This window comes from Deefgea piscis (assembly GCF_019665785.1).
Classification (GTDB): Bacteria; Pseudomonadota; Gammaproteobacteria; order Burkholderiales; family Chitinibacteraceae; genus Deefgea.
Genome location: NZ_CP081149.1, coordinates 1,837,075 through 1,857,528, shown reverse-complemented (window position 1 = coordinate 1,857,528; position 20,454 = coordinate 1,837,075). Strand labels below are relative to the sequence as shown.

Here is a 20,454-nt window from a genome sequence, read left to right as displayed (position 1 = left end):
CAGCTATTGTGTGACTATTCAAACATTCACAACAAATATGTTGCATAATTGGCAACAAGTCGGCATAATTCGCCTCCTTCATCCGTGCCTCTATTTTTAGCGCACGATACTCGTTAGCCCCGTCATCGCCTCTAACCTTATTCCCGCGTGCTTTTGATAAAGCGGTTGTTCCTGGTTGGCGTCGATGCTGCGCTGGATTTTCCAGCCCGATACCTTACAAGGACAACTCAATGCCGCATACTACTGCGCCTGAAACAACTACGCCTAATGCTTTTGTAACACTAGGCCTTGCCTCACAACTGACTGACATTTTAGCCGCACAAGGCTTTAACACCCCAACACCAATTCAAGCGGCATCGATTCCAGAATTATTGGCTGGTAACGACGTAATGGCTTCAGCACAAACTGGTACTGGTAAAACAGCCGCCTTCTTGTTGCCAGCTTTGCACCGCCTGACTAAAGAAGCAAAACACACTGCCCGCGGCCCACGCATCCTCGTTTTGACACCGACTCGCGAACTCGCTGAGCAAGTATCAAAAGTAGCGACTGATTTGTGTCGTAACATCCCACGTTGCAAAGTAGTGACTGTTGTCGGTGGCGTGCCTTACCCTGTACAAAACAAATTATTGTCGCAACCTTACGAAGTTTTGGTCGCAACACCAGGTCGTTTAACTGACTTGATGCGCAGCGGTCGTATTGACTTCAAACGTTTGGAAATGCTGGTTCTTGACGAAGCCGATCGTATGCTGGACATGGGCTTTATCGACGAAGTTGAAGCGATTGTTGATGCCTTGCCAAAAGAGCGTCAAACCGCCCTGTTCTCTGCAACCTTGACTGAATCAGTTCAACGCTTCGCCGTGCCAATGTTAAAAGCACCGAAACTGGTTGAAATGGCTGCTCAAGCAACAATGCAAGCGCAAATCGAACAGTCAGTACATTACGCTGATGGTTACGAACACAAACAAAAATTAACTGCAGCTTTGCTCAAGAAAAACGAAGGCCAACAAGCCATCGTCTTCACCGCAACCAAAATCAGCGCTGATGAATTATCAGAATGGTTGAAAATGGAAGGCTTCCGTGCAGCAGCAATGCACGGTGACTTAGCACAACGCGATCGTCGTCGCACCTTAGATCGTTTGCGCAAAGGTGATATCGATGTATTGGTTGCTACTGACGTTGCCGCACGTGGTATTGACGTTGCCGGTATTACTTTAGTATTGAACTTTGACTTACCACGCTTCTGTGAAGATTACATTCACCGTATCGGTCGTACTGGCCGCGCCGGTCGCACTGGTGAAGCTGTGTCATTAGTGACAAAAAATGACTTCACTTTATTGACGCGTATTCGTCGCCAATACAATCTTGACTTCAGCACACAAGTCATCGAAGGCTTGGAAGCTCGCTTCCAACCTGGTCGCGCTGGTTCAGGCGGCGGTCATGACCGTGGCCGTCCAAGTGGTGGTCGTGGTCGTCCAGCCGGTGGTAACGGCGGTGGTCGTGGCTATCAAGGCAACCGTGAAGGCGGCGGCTACCAAGGCAATCGCGATCGTGACGCAGGTCGTAGCGAAGGCTATAACGGCGGCCGTAGTGAAGGCACTCACCCACGTGGCGAAGCTGGTTACCAAGGTCACCACCGTCCAAGCGACTCATCACCACGTGATGGCGGCTACCAAGGTCAACCTCGCGAACAACGCTCATTCGGCACGGGCCAAAGCCGTGACCGTGATGGCGCACCGCGTACCGGTGGCTACCAAGGTAACCGCGATGGCGCAGCACCTCGCTCAGGCGGCTACCAAGGCAACCGCGAAGGCGCAGCACCACGCACCGGTGGCTACCAAGGCAACCGTGATGGCGCAGCAGCACCACGCACTGGCGGCTACCAAGGTAACCGTGACGGCGGCAGCAATACCGGCGGCTACGCAGGTCGTGGCGGTGACGGCCAACGTCGCAGCACTGGCGGTGGCTATCAAGGCAAGCCAAGCGGCAATCGTGGCGGTGGTCGCTTCGAATAAAGCTTTCGCTTAAAATAAAAAGGCAGCCTAGGCTGCCTTTTTATTTAGGTATATCAACAGAAACTAACCATACCAACACCCACAATACAATACCCAATGATTAGCCGAAAAATTCGACTTATGCATCCCGATGATTTTACCGCCATCCTCGCATTGCAATCGGACTGCTACCCCACTGCACTGATTGAAAGTGCGCATGCGCTACAACAAAAGCAGCAGCTTGCCCCTCATTCGTCATGGGTCATCACCCTCAACGAACAAGTCAGTGGCTATTTATTCTGCCATCCTTGGCTAGGTGAAAAACCACCAGCACTCAACTGCCAACTCAAGCAGCTACCTGAAACCACCGATCGATTTTATATTCACGACCTCGCCATTTCACCGCGCGCTCGTGGCAATAAACTGGCCGAGCAACTTATACACCACGCCATAGAATGGGCAATCCACGCCAATTTTTCGCAAATAATGCTGGTTGCGGTATTGGGCGCCGATCATTTTTGGCGAAAACACCAATTCAGTCCACTCGCTACGTCGCTACCAGCAGCTTATGGCGAGAATGCCGTCTGTATGCTACGCCAACTATGATGAGTGCTCTGACCACACCCACCGCAGCCAAACTCGCCACTGCCGTAAAGACGCCGCAGGCGCACTATCTGGCCACAAGACCAAATTAATTTTGTGCTTATCTTCATCTTCAAAATGCAAAACAATCAACGCCTGCGTTACCACGCTGCTTGGCAATAAACGCGCAGAGATTTCTCCACCCTGATGATCAAACAGCCGAAACACCCCGTCTGAGCACGCACGAACAATGGCAATCGTTTCGGTATGAGTCCAGTAAAAAGGAAAAATTCCGAATAAAAACAAAGCCAAAAGCAGAGCCCAAGCCGCCTGAAGCACCAAGCAAGCAACAATCGCCAACAGAAAAATCAACAACAAAAAACCCCGCCGCCAAAATGACACGGGGTTAATGTGCAAATCAATCGGTAACATCAATCACCCAGTTGAATACTGCCATTCACATTCACTTGCACATGGCTTTCGCCACTTTCGATTGGCGCTGGCGCAGCAGACACTGCAGCATCCATCACCGGCGCACTACGCATCATCATGACACGAGCTTCAGGACGGAAACCAGTATTAATATTCATATTCACCAACTTCCAATCCTTGGCCGACATACTGCGCTGAATCAGTGCAGCCCGGCGTTTAAATGCCGCAATACCTTCTTCGATCAGCGACTCCTCGACCTTGCTTTTGGCTGCGTCAGACACGCTATAACGCACGCCAGCCAATTGCAACCCCGATGAAGCTTGCAAATCACCGATCAATTGCGACAAAGCCGAAAAATCTTTCGACGTTAATTGCAACTCACCTCGGCTGCGCCACCCTTCTTGCTTATTATTTTTATTGCCATAAACCGGGTAAGTCGCATACGTCGTACCCGCCGATTGCACCGCCGGATATTGCTTTAATGCCTTCAACGCACCCGACAAAGCCAGATTCACTTTTTCCGCCATTCGCGCCGGATTGGCATCACTGAGCTCAACAAATAAAGTGGCCGTCGCCAAGTCATTACTCACTTCACGACTGGCTACCGCCTCAAAATTAACCAAATTTCGCTGCGGCACCTCTGCAGCCCAAACCGAACCCGCCAACAAAGCACACATCAAACCCAATTTACGCATCTTGAACCCTCGTATAAAAGTGAATTGCAATTAATGATAGCTATGATCTGCAGGTGTGTTATGAATCTCTTCGGCAACGGCATCCATCACGCCCAAATGGATTTCTACATCAAACCACTCCCAAAACAATTTTAAATTGCGTTTTTCTGGCCACAATGTTTCGTCAATTACCCAAGATGCCAATTCCATCGCAAAAATTTTATCGGCGATTTCATCAATATACGCAATTGCATCTTCTGGCTCAGCGGCCTCTGGCACCATCAACACAGTACAATCGGTTCTAATTTCATCCAGCGTTAATACAACGTCATTATCCGGCAATTGATTTAACCAATTCAAAAAAGCCAGCTTTGGGCGAATAATCGCAGCAGAACGGTCAACAATAAACATACATTACTCCAAAATAAGTCAGTTTTAATCTTAATTTCAATAATAACAAGCCAAATTAGACCAATAGGCTTTAAACTAGCTCAGTTCGTGTGTCATTATTTATTTTTGGTAATCATTTAATTCATGTCGCAAAATACAATCAATTTATCCAATTCTAAACGCAAATTCGTTCGTTGGCGCGCTGCAATTATACCCAAGCATCACACACAAGCCTTCGAAGGAAAAATTACTGAAGCCAATGCCGATATATTAACTTTGATTTCAGCCACAGAATTTAAAGCCGGCAGTGAAGCGCGTCTAATGCTCGAAGTTCACGAATATCTTGGCATGGAAAGCAATAGAAACACCCTTGATTTAACAGGAAAATTTATTAATAGCGCCTTAATTGGGCATGTCAGTGTTTTTCGGCACCAATTTCAATTGCATTCATTAAGTTATCAACAACAGCAACTACTCAATAAACTCACAAACAGCTAAAAATAGAACACGCCGCCGTAAAATAAGCTTCAGCAGCCCTGCACTGGCGACCAAAATAAGCATAAGGCCCAATAAAAATAGCCAGCCCCAACAAGGCTGGCTATTTGTATTAACGGCGGCGGCGTCGACGTGCCGCGGGTTTACTCGTTGCGGCTGGCGCGGCCCCCGATTTAGCCTGACCTTCTGGTTTAGTCGCCACGGGCTGGCGTGCTACTGAACGAGCCCCAGTGCGTGCTGGCGTTTTTTCCCCACCACGCGATCGATTCGCTCTAGGCGCAGTCGGCTTTGACTGGCGCTCTCGCTCTGCAGCATCTAGCACCAACACAAAATCAATCTTGCTGGTTTCCAAATCAACCCGCGCCACACGCACCTTAACGCGATCGGTTAAGCGATACACTTTACCGCTATGCTCGCCCTTTAACTCTCGGCGTTTTTCATCATAATGAAAGTAATCTGTACCTAATTCAGAAACATGTACCAAGCCCTCGACATACACCTTATCGAGCAAAACAAACATCCCAAAACCGGTCACCGCTGAAACTGAGCCTTCAAACTCTTCACCTACTTTATCTTGCATAAAGTAGCATTTGAGCCAGTTTTGTACGTCACGGCTTGCCTCATCGGCACGGCGCTCAGTCATCGAGCACTGCACCCCTAAAGCCTCCCATTTCATTGCTGGCTTATATTTCTTGCCAGCCAAAATCGCCTTAATCGAGCGATGCACCAACAAATCCGGATAACGACGAATTGGCGAAGTGAAATGCGCGTAAGCCTCATAACTCAAGCCAAAGTGGCCTTCGTTATCTGGGCTATACACCGCCTGCGACAAACTGCGTAACAACATCGTTTGCAATAACGGCGCATCCAAACGGTCTTTGAATGAATTGAGTAATTTGGCGTAGTCGCTGGCGGTTGGGTCTTCTTCACCACCTAAACTCAAACCCACGGTCTTCAAATATTCACGCAGATTTTTCAGCTTCTCTGGCGTTGGACCTTCATGCACGCGGTATAAAGCAGGATGCTCTTTTTTCAGCAAAATATCGGCAGCGCAAACATTGGCCGCCAACATACATTCTTCGATCAATTTATGTGCATCATTACGCACCACCGGCACGATTTCGCTGATCTTACCTTTGTCATCAAAACGCATCTCAGTTTCAGTCGTTTCAAAGTCAATCGCGCCGCGCTCGGCACGCGCTTTGGCAAACGCTTGAAACAGCGCATATAAAGTCTGCAAATGCGGCACTTGCTGGGTATATTGCTGTGCGACTTCACCATCGGGGTTTTGCAAAATATCCCATACCTTGGTATAGGTAAATCGCGCTTTAGATAACATCACCGCCGGATAAAATTGATAGCCTTTAATCGCGCCCTTGGCGCTCACTTTCATATCGCACACCATACACAGGCGTTCGACATCCGGATTGAGCGAACAAAGCCCGTTGGAGATTTGCTCGGGCAACATTGGAATCACGCGGCGCGGAAAGTAAATCGAGTTACCGCGCTCAATCGCCGTTAAATCCAAAGCATCATCAGGACGAACGTAATGACTCACATCGGCAATGGCCACTACCAAACGCCAGCCCTTGCCACTTTTTTCGGCATATACGGCATCGTCAAAGTCTTTGGCAGTTTCACCGTCGATGGTCACCAACGGCATATCGCGTAAATCTACCCGCTCAACCCCGTTCTCTGGCTTCCAATCTAATTTGCGCACTTTTTTGGGCATTTTGCGCGCTAACGCTTCCGCTTCAGCCGAAAACACATGCGGTAAATTATGTTTACGCAGGGCAATTTCAATTTCCATACCCGGATCATCATAATTGCCGAGCACTTCAGTCACGCGCGCCACAGGCTGGGTATAACGCGATGGCTGAGTCAACATCTCAATCATCACCACCTGCCCCACTTGCGCAGCACCACAGCCTGATGGTTCGATTTGAATATCTCGGCTAATTCGCTTGTCTTCAGCCGTCACAAAGAACACGCCACGTTCGCAATGCAAGCGCCCTACCAAGCGTAAATTAACATGCTCGAGCACTTCTGCAATCGCCCCTTCAGGACGACCACGGCGATCAACGCCAATTTTGCGCGCCAGTACACGATCCCCGTGCAGGACTTTATCCATTTCTTTCGGACCAAGAAACAAATCATCGCTACCGTCATCAGGAATCAAAAAGCCAAAACCATCTGGATGGCCTTGTACTTTACCGGGGATTAAATCTACTTTTTCTGGCAGGCATAAAGCGCCAGCACGATTAATCAGTAATTGGCCTTCACGACCCATTGCCTGTAGACGTCGCTCAAATGCGATCTCTTCAACCAATAAAATATCTAATTGCTTCGCCAAATCAAACGCCGACATCGGCGCACCTTGTTGCTCTAACACTTGCAAAATAAATTCGCGAGAAGGCAAAGGGTTTTCATAGCGCTCGCGTTCACGGGCCAAATAAGGATCTTGTGCTCGCAAACCTTTTAGTTTTTTTGCTCGAGCAGGTTTCTTCGTTGGGGATTTCTCATTTTGAAATTTATCCATCGGAACCGTTTTTTTCATAGTTTTTTATTGACACCATTTCTAGGTTTGAATATTATTGCGCCCTTCTGTAAGTGGCGCCGCGATATTGTAGCGCAGTTGAAGAGCCCAGGTGGCGGAATTGGTAGACGCACTAGGTTCAGGTCCTAGCGCCCGCAAGGGTGTGGAAGTTCGAGTCTTCTCTTGGGCACCAACTTTTCAACTTATTTACACACTGTATCAGATATGCCCAGGTGGCGGAATTGGTAGACGCACTAGGTTCAGGTCCTAGCGCCCGCAAGGGTGTGGAAGTTCGAGTCTTCTCTTGGGCACCATCAGTAAGTACAGTAGAGTGCAAAACCCCATAAAACTTAGGTTTGTGGGGTTTTTTGTATTTATGCTTCGACTGAAGGGCGCAGCCCACCTAAAGCCACTTGCAATATATGCGTTACGATGGTGTCGTTGTCCATTTTGCTAAATTTTTGCAAATACTCGACGGCCGGATCACAAGTGCGTGAGTAATAACTAAATAAAATCACATCACTTGGCAGCTCCGGATTCAAATCGCCTTTTTTTTGTGCTGCCAGCACCAGCTTTTCAAGCTGCCCATTCAACTTCAACACCCGAGTGACGTACTTTAGATTGCGCATCAACATATCGCGCACATGCGTGCTCGTTGACGGTAAAAATGGCATTCCACCCTCTAAACGCACCCGCAATGCCCACTCCAGCAAAGCCACTAGCCGATCGATCGCGCTTAATTCATTACTCAATTGCGCTAAAAAATCAATCGCACCATCGATCAAACGAATTAAAGCCTCGCCAACTAAATCCTCTTTTGACTTGAAATGCTTATATAAGCTTGGTTTTGAAATGCCGACGGCGTTAGCAACGTCATCCATCGTCATTAGATCGTAGCCTTTGGTGCCGAGAATCGCCGTCGTCGCATCTAAAATCGCGTTTTCACGCAGTTTAAAGGCTTGGTCTTTGAAGCTTAATTTGCTAAAGATACTCATCGGTAAATTTCCGCTACTAATTAGTAGATATTATTTTGAATTAGTAGTAATGTTAGCACTGAAGTAGCAAAACACAAACTACCCATCATGCTGAACGGCAGGAAGAACGATGAATTTAACTCGGCAACGCATCGCAGTGATTGGCTCAGGCATCTCAGGCTTGGCCAGCGCCTATTTTTTAAGCCGCAGCCACGATGTGGTGCTGTTTGAGGCAGGGCGCTACTTGGGCGGCCACACTAATACGGTCGACATCACAGTGGAAGGCAAAACTCATCCAGTTGATACTGGGTTTTTAGTCTTTAACCAAGCGACGTATCCGAATCTAATCGCCTTGTTTGCTGAACTAGGCGTCAATACCTATGCGACCGATATGTCGTTTGGTGTTTCACTCGATGACGGCGATCTTGAATGGGCAGGTACTAACCTCAACACCGTCTTTGCCCAACGCCGCCGACTCATCTCGCCGTCATTTATCGGCATGTTGCGCGACATCATGCGATTTAATGCGGCAGCCAATGAAAACCTCGCCGCCAGCCTGCAAAGCAAAGCCACTTTAGGTGAGCTACTAAAAAGCGGCAATTACGGTGATACTTTCCGCGATGCGTATCTATTACCGATGGCAGCGGCGATTTGGTCGAGTTCACCCAATGATATTTTAGAATTCCCAGCTTCAACATTTTTACGCTTTTGCCTTAATCACGCCCTCTTACAAGTGAACGATCGGCCGCAATGGCAAACTGTCCAAGGCGGTGCGCGAGAATATGTGCGCAAAATTGCCGCTACATTGACTGACATTCGCCTGCAAGCGCCGGTATTTCGCGTTGAGCGGCTTTCGACTGGTGTGATGGTACATACCGAAAATACTGCCGAGCAATTTGATGCGGTCATCTTCGCCACACACGCCCCCGATACCCTCGCCATATTGAGTGACGCCAGCGATGCTGAAATCGCCCTGCTTTCAGCCGTACGCTACCAAGCCAATACCGCAGTTCTGCATACCGACGTCCAGCAATTACCGAAACTCAAAAAAGTCTGGTCAGCGTGGAATTACCTTGGCGGCGCAAATATCGATGGGCAACGCCCCGTCTGCGTAAGTTATTTGCTGAATCAATTGCAAAATCTACCGTTTCAAACGCCAGTGGTGGTCACGCTCAATCCATTTACGCCTCCAGCAGCAGATAAAGTACTGGCGCAGTTTGAATACCAACATCCGGTGTTCGACCACGCGGCGATTGCCGCGCAAGCTCAGCTACATACCATTCAAGGCAAAAATCGCACTTGGTTTGCAGGCGCGTGGACCGGCTATGGTTTTCATGAAGATGGTTTGAAGTCAGCATTGCGCGTTGTCGCTGATTTTGGCCTCGCACCGAGCTGGACGACCTTGCCATGACCGCCCCAGCGCAAATCATTCGCGGCCAAGTGATGCACGAACGTTTACGTCCAGCACAAAACCGCTTTGTGTATCCGGTATTTTGCTTGCGCGTCAATTTAGCGCGCTTGGCCGAGATTGACGTCAGTGGTTTTGGCATCAATCGCAAGCGCCCCGTTGCAATTTACACAAAGGATTACGGCCCGAAAGACGGCAGCAATCTTGAGCAATGGATGCGCGATCTGCTAGCACAACACAATATAAACGCCGATGGTGAAATCTGGCTGCATACCTTCCCGCGCGTTTTGGGCTTTGTGTTTAATCCTGTGAGTTTTTGGTATTGCTACGATCGCCAAGGCGGGCTGCGTGCGGTACTGGCTGAAGTCAATAACACTTTTGGCGAAACGCACCAGTATTTAATTGCAGGCCAAAACCAGCAATGCATAGACAGCAATACCTGCCTTGAATGCATCAAGATGATGCACGTCTCACCGTTTTGTGAAGTACAAGGCCACTATCAATTTGGCTTTCGCGATACACCGCAAACCGCTTGGGTGGGCATTGATTATTTTGATAATGCAGGTCTGCTGATTAAAACCGCCGTTGGCGGCAAACGCGAGGCGCTCAATCGGCAAACACTCTGGCGTGCCCTACTCGCGCAGCCCTTATTAACGCTGGGCGTGTTTGCGCGAATTCATTGGCAAGCGTTTCACTTATGGCGTAAACGGGTGCCGTTTTTTAGCAAACCGGCACCACCCGCAATCGCATTGAGCACTTCAATCCACCCAACACCACACAAGGTCGTCGCACAACATTCGGAGCTGACATCATGAATCAAAGCCAAGTTATCCAAAGCATTGCGCAAAACGCACCCACTGCCGCCAAATTATTTTTGAATCTGCTGGGCCGTTTGCAGCATGGACATTTGCAATTGATTACGCCCGAAGGCACGCACTTGATGTTTGGCAACTTACATCAGCCGCCATCAGCAACCCTGCAAATCATTGATTGGCGCGCGTGCAGCCGTATTTTGCGAGCGGGCGATATTGGCTTTGCTGAGGGCTATGAAGCCGGCTGGATTGATAGCCCTGACCTGACTGCGGTGCTTGGCCTTGCGCTCCGTAATGAAGCGGTACTCGACCAAATGGTATTTGGTGGCAAGCTGGCGACATTGTGGTATCGGATCAAACATTGGCTACGCCCAAACACCCGCGAAGGCAGCCGGCGCAATATTCATGCGCATTACGATATTGGCAATGCTTTTTACCAACGCTGGCTCGACCCAAGCTGGACCTATTCCAGTGCGATTTTTAATGGCGACTACGCGCAGTCATTACACAGTGCGCAAATCGCCAAGTACCAACGCATTATCGACGCACTCGGTCTGCGCGCGGGCAGCCGCGTATTAGAAATCGGCTGCGGTTGGGGCGGTTTTGCCGAACATGCGGCGCGACTCGGTATTCAGGTGCATGGCGTAACGATTTCTCCAGCACAATTGGCCATCGCGCAAGAGCGCATCGCAGCGCAAGACTTGGGCGAGCTCGCACAACTTGAAATCTGTGATTACCGCGACTTGCAAGGCGAATACGACGCGATTGTGTCGATTGAAATGTTTGAAGCCGTCGGCGAGCGATTCTGGCCAGAATATTTCAAAACCGTTGCTGCACGTTTGAAATCAGGCGGCAAAGCGCTCATCCAAACCATCACCATTGCCGAATCCGCGTTTGAGCGCTATCGCAGTAGCACCGACTTTATTCAGCAATATATATTCCCCGGCGGCATGTTACCGAGCCCAGAGCGCTTTAATCAAAAAGCCAGCCAAGCAGGCCTTTCCACCATCGATCAATACCACTTTGGCCGCGATTACGCCGAAACCTTGCGCCGCTGGCGCGCTGATTGGGAGTCTGAAAAAGCCGCCATCATCGCACAAGGCTTTGATGAAAAATTCATGAAAATTTGGCGACTGTACTTTGCTTACTGCGAGGCGGGCTTTGACGGTGGCAAAACCGATGTCGTGCAATTTTTGTTGAAAAAAGACTAAGGCCATGCTCATCAACCGTATTGCCCTACCCGCATTACTCGCCATGGCCTGCATCGCGATACCTGCACAAGCAGCCATTTGGCGCGAGCATCTACCGCAAGCGCAAGCCATCGGTAGCGGCGATTTGCGCTGGTTCGGCCTCAAAATCTATACCGCCAAATTGTGGAGTGAGAAAAAGCCGTTTGATATCAACGCCCCCTTTGCCTTGGAGCTGACGTATCACCGCAATATCAGCCGCGCGCAATTTGTAGAAACCAGTTTGGATGAAATTGAACGGCTATTTGGTACGCGCTACAGCGCCGACACCCTCAAGCGCTGGGAGGGCGAAATGCAGCGCGCGTTTACGGATGTCAAAGCAGGTGATCAGTTGATTGGGGTATTTATCCCCAATGAAGGAACACGCTTTTATAGCCGCAACAAATTACTGGCCGATATTCGCGACCCAGAGTTTGCCAAAGCGTTTTTTGCCATTTGGTTTGATGCCCGCAGCAAAGACAAAGACTTGCGCGCGCAATTATTGGGTAGTACACCATGAAAGCACCCAGCACCTTCGCCTACGCCGCTTACGGTCTGCTAGGCCTGCCACTGGCGATGGCTGCACTGCCGGTGTATGTACAAATCCCCGCGTACTACAGCGGGCAATTGGGTTTGGCGCTGGGATTAACCGGTTGGGTTTTATTTTTGGCCCGCTTAATCGACACTTTTCAAGACCCACTGCTTGGGCGTTGGATTGACAGGCTCAATGGCAATATCACGATGTGGCTTTGGGGCAGCGCAGCGGTGTTAGCTTTGGCATTTTTAGGTTTATGGCTGCCGCCAGTCCCAACTGGCAACACGATGTATCTGGCGCTATGGCTTGCTGCAATGCTAATTGCAGCCTATACCGCGCACAGCATGCTCAACATCGCCTATTTAACTTGGGGCGCACGCATTGATTCAAGTTCAATGAGCAGCGATCAAGGTCTACTGGGCGCGGCGGCGTGGCGAGAAGGCGCAGGCTTGTTTGGCGTGATTTTAGCCAGCGTGATTCCAAGCTGGATTATGAGCCGCCCCGCCGCAACACTGAACAGCAATTTAAGCTATTACAGCATCGCCTTTGCTGCGGTTTTGCTACTGGCAGTATGGGTATTACTTAAATTCGCCCCCGCATGGCAACGCGTCAAAAATAGCGAAACAGCATCCAGTTGGAGAGCCACTTGGGCTTTGATGAAAGCGCATCAAGGCTTTCGCCAGCTATTGCCGCCCTATTTTTTAAATGCGATTTCAGTGGCAATTCCATCGACTTTGGCGCTGTTTTTTATTAACGATCGCCTACAAGCACCGAGCTACGCGGGCGCATTTTTAGCCAGCTACTTTATCGCCGCGGCAATTGGCCTACCGCTGTGGGTGATGGCCGCAAAGAAAATTGGCGTTTTATGCGCGTGGCGCTGGGGCATGGTGTTGGCGATTTTGGCATTCTGCTCCGCAGCTACCTTAGGCGCGGGCGATATTGTGGCGTACTTCATCGTCTGCGTTGCGGCAGGTTTGGCACTCGGCGCAGATTTGGCCTTACCGCCAGTGCTGCTGGCCAAACTGATTCGCCAAGACAGCTCACCGGCCAGTTATTTTGGTGTTTGGACTTTACTCGGCAAATTAGCGTTAGCCTTGTCTGGATTAGCCCTCCCGGCCTTAGCGGCGCTTGACTATCAACCGGGCAGCCCCGCTGGCCCAGCGCTAGCTTGGGTTTATGCTGGCGTGCCTTGCGCTTTCAAACTGACTGCATTTTTATTGCTCACTCGAATCAAAACCGAACCGGCAGGAGTTTCATCATGAAAAAATCAATCATCGCCGCCTTGTGTGGCTTGCTGACTGCCTGCGCGTCGCCGGATGTGGCGCAATATCAAAAGGCGGAACCTAAGCTCGATTTAGTGCATTACTTTGTTGGCAAAACCGATGCGTGGGGCATGTTTCAAAAACGCAGTGGTGAAGTCGTCAAACGCTTTCATGTGGAAATTACCGGTACGCACAACAACGGCAAGCTCGTCCTTGACGAGCAATTTAAATACGACGATGGCAGCACCCAACAACGCATTTGGACACTCACCCAAGCCGCGGATGGCACTTGGCGCGGCACGGCAGATGATGTGAAAGGCGAAGCGGTTGGCAAAATTGCGGGCAATGCACTCAATTGGCGCTACACGATGTTTTTACCGGTGGATGGCAAAACCTATGAAGTGCAATTTGACGATTGGATGTTTTTAATTGATGACAAAGCGATGATCAATCGGGCCAGCATGCAAAAATTTGGCTTTGAGCTTGGCCAAGTGACGTTGTTTTTTCAGAAAAGAGACTAGCCATGTTTGCCCCTTTAAATCATCCGATCAAAGATTGGGCTGGGCAACGCGTCTGGTTAATCGGTGCTTCTAGCGGTATTGGCGCAGCGCTGGCTCAGCACGCTTTGGCTGCAGGCGCATCGGTGATTTTATCGGCGCGCCGTCAGCCGCAACTAGAGCAAGTGGCCCAGCAACACGCCAAGGCACTGATCTTACCGTTTGATGTGCTCGACACCGCTGCATGGCAAAGCAGCTACGGCCAAATTGTCGCCCAATTAGGCGGTGTGGATTTGATTGTCTTTTGCGCGGCCGATTACCGGCCTGAGCGCAGTTGGGACGTCAATCCCGCCATTGCGGCACAAACTTTACAAACTAATCTTGGTAGCGTTTACAGCGGCTTGGCCACCATCTTGCCCGAACTGATTGCGCGCGGCAGCGGCGGCATTGGCTTAATTGCCAGTGTCGCGGGCTTCATGGGTTTGCCCAACGCTAGCGTTTACGGACCGACCAAAGCGGCAATGATTAATTTGGCCGAAATTTTGTATGGTGATTTGCACCCCAAAGGATTGAATGTGTATTTAATTAATCCGGGCTTTGTCAAAACCCATCTGACCGCTAAAAATGACTTCACGATGCCCGCCTTGCAAACACCAGAACAAGCCGCCAGCGCGATTTGGCACGGCATCAGCGCAGGGAAATTTGAAATCCATTTCCCATGGCGCTTTACCCAAATATTAAAATTACTGCAACTGCTACCCTATCGCTGCCGATTTGCACTGCTCTCTCATTTGGTAAAAAACCCATGAACAGCTTAACCCCACTTTTGCACTGGTACAGCACGCTAACACCGCAAACGCTGCACGATGCAGCCCAGTTTTACGCGCCAACGGCACGCTTTAAAGACCCATTTAATGACGTGACGGGTGTGATAGCCATTGAGGGCATTTTCAAGCACATGTTCGCCACCACCGAAAACCCACGTTTTGTGATTGGCGAGCAAATCGCCCAGCACCAGCAAGCCTTTGTGACGTGGACATTTGAATTTAGCTTGAACGGCAAGCCCTACCAAATCGTCGGCGGATCACATCTAGTGTTTAATGACGAGGGACTGGTCACGTTGCATCGCGATTACTGGGATGCCGCCGAAGAATTACTGCAAAAACTCCCCATCGTCGGAGCGCCAATTCGCTGGCTGCGCCAGCGTTTTGCTGTAGTCAGCTCAGATTAATTTTCAGTATGACGACAACAATCAATGTGCACTTAAATACTAGAAACAGCTGCAAGCCTTGAGCTTAGAGAAAAATAGTCGATAGTAAGCCTACTACAGCTAAAAAGTCAGATCGAAATGGCCGATGATTTCTCTCAAGCGCATGTATTGATTGCAGACGATGCCCCCACTGTCAGGCAATCACTCAGAATGACATTGGCGCAATGCGGCATTAATCGGGTGGACGCAGCCAGCAGTATTGGCGAAACCCGTCGCCGCTTACGCAACGCACAATACGATGTCGTTTTATGTGACTACCATTTTGGCGAAGGCATGAATGGGCAAGAACTACTCGAAGAACTTCGTCAAAGCAGCGAATTACCGCTCTACACCATTTGGATCATGATCACCGCCGAAGCGGCATATGAAAAAGTCGTCGCCGTTGCCGAAATCGGCCCTGATGATTACCTTATTAAACCCTTCACTAGTGCATTACTAACGCAACGCCTCTCGCTAGCTTGGAAGCGCAAGCGTTTTTTAAAGCCGATCTACGACAAAATCAATGAAGATGACATTAGTGGCGCCATTACTGCTGCCAAAGAGCTAATCCCCAAGGCAGAAGGCTTTCGCAGCGATTTAATGCGATTACTCTCTAGTTTATTACTTGAAGCCGGACAGCTGGAACAAGCTCGACTACTATTTGAAGAAATCCTCAGCCAAAGAATGATTCCTTGGGCCAAGTTAGGACTGGCCAAAGCACTAGTACGCCAAGGCAAAAAAAATCAAGCTGAAGGTGCACTGCAAGCGGCGATTGTTGAGCACGCCCAGTATGTCGATGCCTATGAAGAGCTGGCATCGATGTATATGGCCGATGGCCGGCTTGACCAAGCGATGGCGGTCTTTGAAAAATGCCTCGCGATGACGCCCAACAACGTGAGCCGACTGCAAAAAGCTGGCAATTTAGCCAATATGCTGGGCGACTCTACTAAAGCCAAAAAACTACTTGAGCAAGCGGTTAAATGCGGCGGCAACTCCGCTGCACTTAGCGCCGACACGGTACTGCAGCTGGCACTCGCCGCTCGCCGAGAAAACAATTCGTCCGATGCAGAAAAATACCTGCGCCTGGTAAAAGAAATCGCCAAAAAAGACCAGAGCGTTAAAAACAAGATCATTGATTTTATTGCCACATCGATTTACGAAGGCAAACCACAGCGACTCAATGAAATCGAAATTCATTTAAGCCACCCGGAAATGACGCAAGAAATCGCCACTAGCTTCATTATGGCGGCCGACTTAATCTGCCCTGCATCCGTCGATGGTGAAACTCCATCGGGGCAGACCGCCCCGTATAAATGGCTACGGCATATCAGTCAGCGTTTCATTACCAACCGCCATATCTCCGGATTACTTGAAAGCGCGGCCAATATGCGACCAGCATGGCAGACTTATATTCAACAAATTGGGCAAGAGGTAAACGATCTGAATAACCGCGGCGTTCAGCACATGCTGAAATCAGAGTTCACCGAAGCCATTGATATTTTACTGCCCGCAGCCCAAAACACCTGCAATAACCGACTAATGCTCTCGACCAGCCATGCCATTGTCAAATATCTTAAAACCAAACCGGACATCGATAAAAAAGAACGCGACGCCTTAATCACCGTTGCCAGTGGCATGATTGAGCGTTTACATGGGCTGATCGATGCCGGCACACAGCATAGTCTGAGCCAAGACTTGCAACAGCTGTTTGACAATTAATTGTTAATCGCCACATCCACTAACTGTGGCTGCAGCACGGCAATACAGTCCGCCGGACTGATCCCCACCAAAAAACCTCGCCGTCCGCCATTGATGTAGATTTTATCCAAAGCAGCAATCGATTCTTGCATATAGATCGGCATTTTTTTCTTTGTACCAAATGGGGACGTGCCGCCAACGATAAAACCGCTATGTTTATTGGCCACCTCAGGAACACAAGGGTGAATGGCTTTGCAGCCAATAATCCGCGCTAAATTTTTGGTCGATACTTCACAATCTCCATGCATCAGCACCACCAGCGCTTGTTTTTTCTCGTTTTCCATAATCAATGTTTTGATCACCGCGTGTTCTGGCACACCCAATTCTCGCGCCGACACCGCAGTCCCACCTTTCTCTTCGTAATGATACAGATGCTCGGTGTAGCTCACTTGATGGGCACGCAAAGCGCGTATTGCCGTTGTGACTGAAATTTTTTCATTCATCATCTAACTCGCTTAACTTGCGGCATAATAACCGACTAAATTACTCAACCATATTCGCCATGCCCGCTCAGCTCAAGCACTTACCAGCAGCACTTCGTTTTCAAGCTTTAGGCACGCAGTTTTATCGCGAAACACCCACTACACCAATGCCAGCAGCCATTGTCGTGGCATGGAATGCACCGCTAGCCAAAACATTGGGCTTGGCACCACAAAATGAACAACTGCAATTAGCTGATTATCTAGTGGGTAATCAAACACCGCAAGACAGCACCCCGATTGCAACGGTGTATTCAGGGCATCAATTTGGCATTAACGCGGGGCAATTGGGTGATGGCCGCGCCTTAATCACCGCCGAGCTGACCGATCCGCAGCAGCAGGTTTGGGAGGTTCAACTCAAAGGCGCGGGTCCCACGCCGTATTCTCGCCGTGGTGATGGTCGGGCAGTATTGCGCTCAACGATCCGTGAATACTTGTGCTGCGAGGCGATGCATGGCCTGGGTATCCCGACCACTCGGGCACTCGGCATTGGTGGTTCACCCCAAACCGTTTGGCGAGAAACCCGTGAAACCGCTGCCGTACTGACTCGGCTGGCGCCGACCTTTCTTCGTTTTGGCCATTTTGAACATCAATACTACCGCAACAACCTCGAAGCGCTGCAGCAATTGGCCGATTGGACTTTGCAATACCATTACCCAGAATGCCAAACCGCTGCACAACCCTATCTGGCGATGTTTGCTCAGGTCATAGCAAAAACGGCGCACACCATTGCGCAATGGCAGGCGGTGGGCTTTTGTCACGGGGTGATGAATTCAGACAATATGTCCATCCTTGGCCTCACACTGGATTATGGTCCGTTCGGTTTTCTCGACGGGTTTAACCCCGGCCATATTTGCAATCATTCCGACGACACTGGCCGTTACGCCTATCAGCAACAGCCACAAATCGGGCTATGGAACTTACATTGCCTTGGACAGGCTTTATTACCTCTGATTGAAAAAACCGACTTACTGGCCGCGCTCAGCCAATATCAAACGCAATTTGAAAGCGCTTTTGCTGAGCAACTACGGCAAAAACTCGGGCTCACGGTTTGGCACGAGGCAGACTGGACACTGGTGACTGATTTATTTGAATTACTGCAAGGCGCACAGACTGATTGGACTTGTTTTTGGCGCACATTATCGCACTGGATGATGCTGCAAAACGACGCCCCATTGCTCGATCTTATTTTGGATCGAACCGGTTTTGCCGCTTGGTTGACTCGCTATCGCGCACGCTTAGCACAGGACCTACAAACAAGTCTTGAACGTGGCCGCGCGATGCTCAGCTGCAACCCTAAATTTATCTTACGCAATCATTTAGCAGAAATCGCCATTCGGCAGGCCGAAGACCATCAAGACTTTAGTGAAATTGAGCGTTTAGGAGCCTGCTTAGCACAGCCATTTGATGAACAAATTGAAAACAATCATTACGCCGATCTACCACCAGACTGGGCCAGCACACTGTCAGTGAGCTGCTCTTCGTAACGGCTAGCGATCTTTTTTTCAGCTTATTCTGATCTAACACCATAAACAAGCCAACGGAATACAACAGATTCTGCGATAATTCGCCGCATCATCTTTTTGTAACAATTGAACCATGCCCGAAATATTCACTGGTTTAGATACCATTACGGCCATTAGTTTAGCCTTAGCACTGCTTTTTGTTTTGGCTTACGAATTCATTAATGGTTTTCACGACACCGCCAACGCAGTAGCGACGGTTATTTACACCAAGGCGATGCCGGCGAATTTAGCGGTCGTTGCTTCGGGTTGCTTCAACTTTTTAGGTGTCATATTGGGTGGACTTGGCGTTGCTTACGCCATCATCCACTTGCTACCGGTAGAGTTACTGCTGAACGTCAACAGCAGCCATGGCCTCATCATGGTGTTTTCTTTACTTTCAGCGGCGATTATTTGGAATTTAGGCACGTGGTATCTGGGCATCCCAGCCTCAAGTTCACACACACTGATTGGCTCGATTTTAGGCGTTGGCATTATGTATGCCATACTCAATGGCAATCATTGGTTGCATGGCATTAACACCCAAAAAGCCATCGACATTTTACTGTCATTACTGATTTCTCCAGCGCTCGGCATGATTCTGGCTGGCATTTTGCTGATTGCGCTCAAACGCTATTTTAGCCAGTCACATATGCATCTCACCCCCGACGAGCGCAAAGCGATTGATGGCAAAAAGCATCCGCCGTTTTGGACTCGCGTCACACTCATTGCTTCAGCCATGGGTTTAAGCTTTGCGCACGGCTCTAACGATGGACAAAAAGGCATCGGTTTAGTGATGCTGGTGCTGGTGGGCTTAGCACCGGGCAACTTTGTTCTTGATCGCACTAGCAGTATTTATGACATTGAGCGCACGCGTGATGCGGCAATTCACATCAAAGACTTTTACGTAAGCCATGCCGATAAAATCAATCAATCGCTGCACTTAGGCCCAATGGACCAGACATTACCGGCGCAATTTGAATGCAAGCCGGAAGTGACTTACGCCGCAATTGACTCACTCGACAAGATGCTAGTTAACGTTAAATCTTACAGTGAGCTCAGCGCAGAACAGCGCATTACTGCTCGCCGGATTTTACTCTGTGTTGACGACACGGCCAAAAAAGCATCTAAGTTGCCAATCTGGACGTCGCACGAAAAACACAGCCTCGACAAATTCCGTAAAGACCTAACAGCAACCACCGAATATGCACCTCAGTGGGTGATTGTCGCTGTCGCTTTAGCACTCGGTTTAGGCACGATGGTGGGTTGGAAACGTATTGTCTACACCGTCGGTGAAAAGATCGGTAATAAAGGCATGACCTACTCTCAAGGCAATGCGGCGCAAATTACTGCGGCCTTAGCCATCGGGATCGCCAGCTGGACAGGTATGCCGGTTTCGACCACACACATTTTATCATCGGCGGTGGCCGGTACCATGGTGGCCAATAAGAGCGGCTTGCAATCAAGCACAGTGAAAAACATCGCGATTGCCTGGGTATTAACCTTACCCGTGACGATCTGTATGTCTGGCGGATTATTTTGGATAGCCAGTAAGATTTTCGTCTAAGTCGTGTGAATTTACGCTGCAATAAAAAACCCGCATAGCGGGTTTTTTATTGGGTATTACCTTGCAAACAACAAACTAAATGACA

Annotated in this window: 20 protein-coding genes and 2 tRNA genes; 16 read left to right on the top strand and 6 right to left on the bottom strand. The window is 49.5% G+C overall.

What is annotated here, in order from left to right; translation table 11 throughout:
- The first annotated feature begins 230 nt into the window (after positions 1 to 230).
- Entirely contained in the window at positions 231 to 2,012 is a 1,782-nt protein-coding gene (locus K4H25_RS08645; RefSeq protein WP_221020151.1) for a DEAD/DEAH box helicase, read from the top strand.
- Positions 2,013 to 2,108: 96 nt separating this feature from the next.
- A complete protein-coding gene (locus K4H25_RS08640; protein WP_221020150.1) occupies positions 2,109 to 2,597 on the top strand; it encodes a GNAT family N-acetyltransferase in 489 nt (162 codons plus the stop codon).
- Here K4H25_RS08640 and K4H25_RS08635 read toward each other — a convergent pair.
- From K4H25_RS08635 to K4H25_RS08625, 3 genes are read right to left on the bottom strand one after another with little or no spacing between them, the layout of a single operon-like run.
- The gene (locus tag K4H25_RS08635) at positions 2,592 to 3,005 is read right to left on the bottom strand and encodes a protein YgfX (protein WP_221020149.1); all 414 of its coding nucleotides are present in this window, start codon (positions 3,003 to 3,005) and stop codon (positions 2,592 to 2,594) included. The genes K4H25_RS08640 and K4H25_RS08635 overlap by 6 nt on opposite strands.
- Complete coding sequence (locus K4H25_RS08630; RefSeq protein WP_221020148.1) at positions 3,005 to 3,700, bottom strand: SIMPL domain-containing protein; 696 nt, start codon at positions 3,698 to 3,700, stop codon at positions 3,005 to 3,007. The genes K4H25_RS08635 and K4H25_RS08630 overlap by 1 nt, the downstream gene beginning before the upstream one ends.
- Before the next feature lie 30 nt (positions 3,701 to 3,730).
- A complete protein-coding gene (locus tag K4H25_RS08625; RefSeq protein ID WP_173533930.1) occupies positions 3,731 to 4,090 on the bottom strand; it encodes a hypothetical protein in 360 nt (119 codons plus the stop codon).
- Positions 4,091 to 4,213: 123 nt separating this feature from the next.
- Between K4H25_RS08625 and K4H25_RS08620 the strand changes: the two genes are divergently transcribed.
- Positions 4,214 to 4,567 (top strand): hypothetical protein, encoded by a 354-nt coding sequence (locus tag K4H25_RS08620; RefSeq protein ID WP_221020147.1) that lies wholly within the window; start codon positions 4,214 to 4,216, stop codon positions 4,565 to 4,567.
- A gap of 109 nt (positions 4,568 to 4,676) precedes the next feature.
- Here the strand turns inward: K4H25_RS08620 and rnr are convergent, their stop codons facing one another.
- Positions 4,677 to 7,121: a ribonuclease R gene (gene rnr / locus K4H25_RS08615; RefSeq protein ID WP_255587444.1), complete on the bottom strand. Its 2,445-nt coding sequence runs from the start codon at positions 7,119 to 7,121 to the stop codon at positions 4,677 to 4,679.
- A gap of 85 nt (positions 7,122 to 7,206) precedes the next feature.
- Here rnr and K4H25_RS08610 point away from each other — a divergent pair.
- A tRNA-Leu gene (locus K4H25_RS08610) sits at positions 7,207 to 7,293 on the top strand.
- A 34-nt stretch (positions 7,294 to 7,327) separates the two neighbouring features.
- Positions 7,328 to 7,414 (top strand) — tRNA-Leu (locus tag K4H25_RS08605).
- Positions 7,415 to 7,474: 60 nt separating this feature from the next.
- On the opposite strand, the gene K4H25_RS08600 is transcribed toward K4H25_RS08605, so the two are convergent.
- A complete protein-coding gene (locus K4H25_RS08600; protein ID WP_221020146.1) occupies positions 7,475 to 8,095 on the bottom strand; it encodes a TetR/AcrR family transcriptional regulator in 621 nt (206 codons plus the stop codon).
- Positions 8,096 to 8,204: 109 nt separating this feature from the next.
- Here K4H25_RS08600 and K4H25_RS08595 point away from each other — a divergent pair, with 109 nt between their 5' ends.
- From K4H25_RS08595 to K4H25_RS08555, 9 genes are all read left to right on the top strand, one after another.
- The gene (locus K4H25_RS08595) at positions 8,205 to 9,485 is read left to right on the top strand and encodes an NAD(P)/FAD-dependent oxidoreductase (protein WP_221020145.1); all 1,281 of its coding nucleotides are present in this window, start codon (positions 8,205 to 8,207) and stop codon (positions 9,483 to 9,485) included.
- Positions 9,482 to 10,297, top strand: coding sequence for a DUF1365 domain-containing protein (locus tag K4H25_RS08590; RefSeq protein WP_221020144.1), 816 nt, complete (start codon positions 9,482 to 9,484; stop codon positions 10,295 to 10,297). The genes K4H25_RS08595 and K4H25_RS08590 overlap by 4 nt, the downstream gene beginning before the upstream one ends.
- Positions 10,294 to 11,505, top strand: a complete 1,212-nt coding sequence (locus K4H25_RS08585) for an SAM-dependent methyltransferase (RefSeq protein WP_221020143.1) — start codon at positions 10,294 to 10,296, stop codon at positions 11,503 to 11,505. Before K4H25_RS08590 ends, K4H25_RS08585 begins: the two co-directional genes overlap by 4 nt.
- A gap of 4 nt (positions 11,506 to 11,509) precedes the next feature.
- Entirely contained in the window at positions 11,510 to 12,040 is a 531-nt protein-coding gene (locus K4H25_RS08580) for a chalcone isomerase family protein (protein ID WP_255587443.1), read from the top strand.
- Positions 12,037 to 13,317 (top strand): MFS transporter, encoded by a 1,281-nt coding sequence (locus tag K4H25_RS08575; RefSeq protein WP_221020142.1) that lies wholly within the window; start codon positions 12,037 to 12,039, stop codon positions 13,315 to 13,317. Before K4H25_RS08580 ends, K4H25_RS08575 begins: the two co-directional genes overlap by 4 nt.
- Positions 13,314 to 13,838 (top strand): DUF3833 domain-containing protein, encoded by a 525-nt coding sequence (locus tag K4H25_RS08570; protein ID WP_221020141.1) that lies wholly within the window; start codon positions 13,314 to 13,316, stop codon positions 13,836 to 13,838. Before K4H25_RS08575 ends, K4H25_RS08570 begins: the two co-directional genes overlap by 4 nt.
- A gap of 2 nt (positions 13,839 to 13,840) precedes the next feature.
- The gene (locus K4H25_RS08565; RefSeq protein ID WP_221020140.1) at positions 13,841 to 14,623 is read left to right on the top strand and encodes an SDR family NAD(P)-dependent oxidoreductase; all 783 of its coding nucleotides are present in this window, start codon (positions 13,841 to 13,843) and stop codon (positions 14,621 to 14,623) included.
- On the top strand, positions 14,620 to 15,045 hold the full coding sequence (locus tag K4H25_RS08560; RefSeq protein WP_221020139.1) for a nuclear transport factor 2 family protein: 426 nt from the start codon (positions 14,620 to 14,622) through the stop codon (positions 15,043 to 15,045). Before K4H25_RS08565 ends, K4H25_RS08560 begins: the two co-directional genes overlap by 4 nt.
- A gap of 117 nt (positions 15,046 to 15,162) precedes the next feature.
- Positions 15,163 to 16,782, top strand: a complete 1,620-nt coding sequence (locus K4H25_RS08555) for a response regulator (protein ID WP_221020138.1) — start codon at positions 15,163 to 15,165, stop codon at positions 16,780 to 16,782.
- On the opposite strand, the gene ybaK is transcribed toward K4H25_RS08555, so the two are convergent.
- A complete protein-coding gene (ybaK, locus tag K4H25_RS08550) occupies positions 16,779 to 17,267 on the bottom strand; it encodes a Cys-tRNA(Pro) deacylase (RefSeq protein WP_255587441.1) in 489 nt (162 codons plus the stop codon). The two genes, K4H25_RS08555 and ybaK, sit on opposite strands and share 4 nt — an antisense overlap.
- 56 nt (positions 17,268 to 17,323) lie before the next feature.
- On the opposite strand from ybaK, the gene K4H25_RS08545 reads away from it, so the two are divergent.
- Both K4H25_RS08545 and K4H25_RS08540 read left to right on the top strand, forming a co-directional pair.
- A complete protein-coding gene (locus K4H25_RS08545) occupies positions 17,324 to 18,787 on the top strand; it encodes a protein adenylyltransferase SelO (protein WP_221020137.1) in 1,464 nt (487 codons plus the stop codon).
- Between the two features lie 112 nt (positions 18,788 to 18,899).
- Positions 18,900 to 20,369: an inorganic phosphate transporter gene (locus K4H25_RS08540; RefSeq protein ID WP_221020136.1), complete on the top strand. Its 1,470-nt coding sequence runs from the start codon at positions 18,900 to 18,902 to the stop codon at positions 20,367 to 20,369.
- Positions 20,370 to 20,454 lie beyond the last annotated feature (85 nt).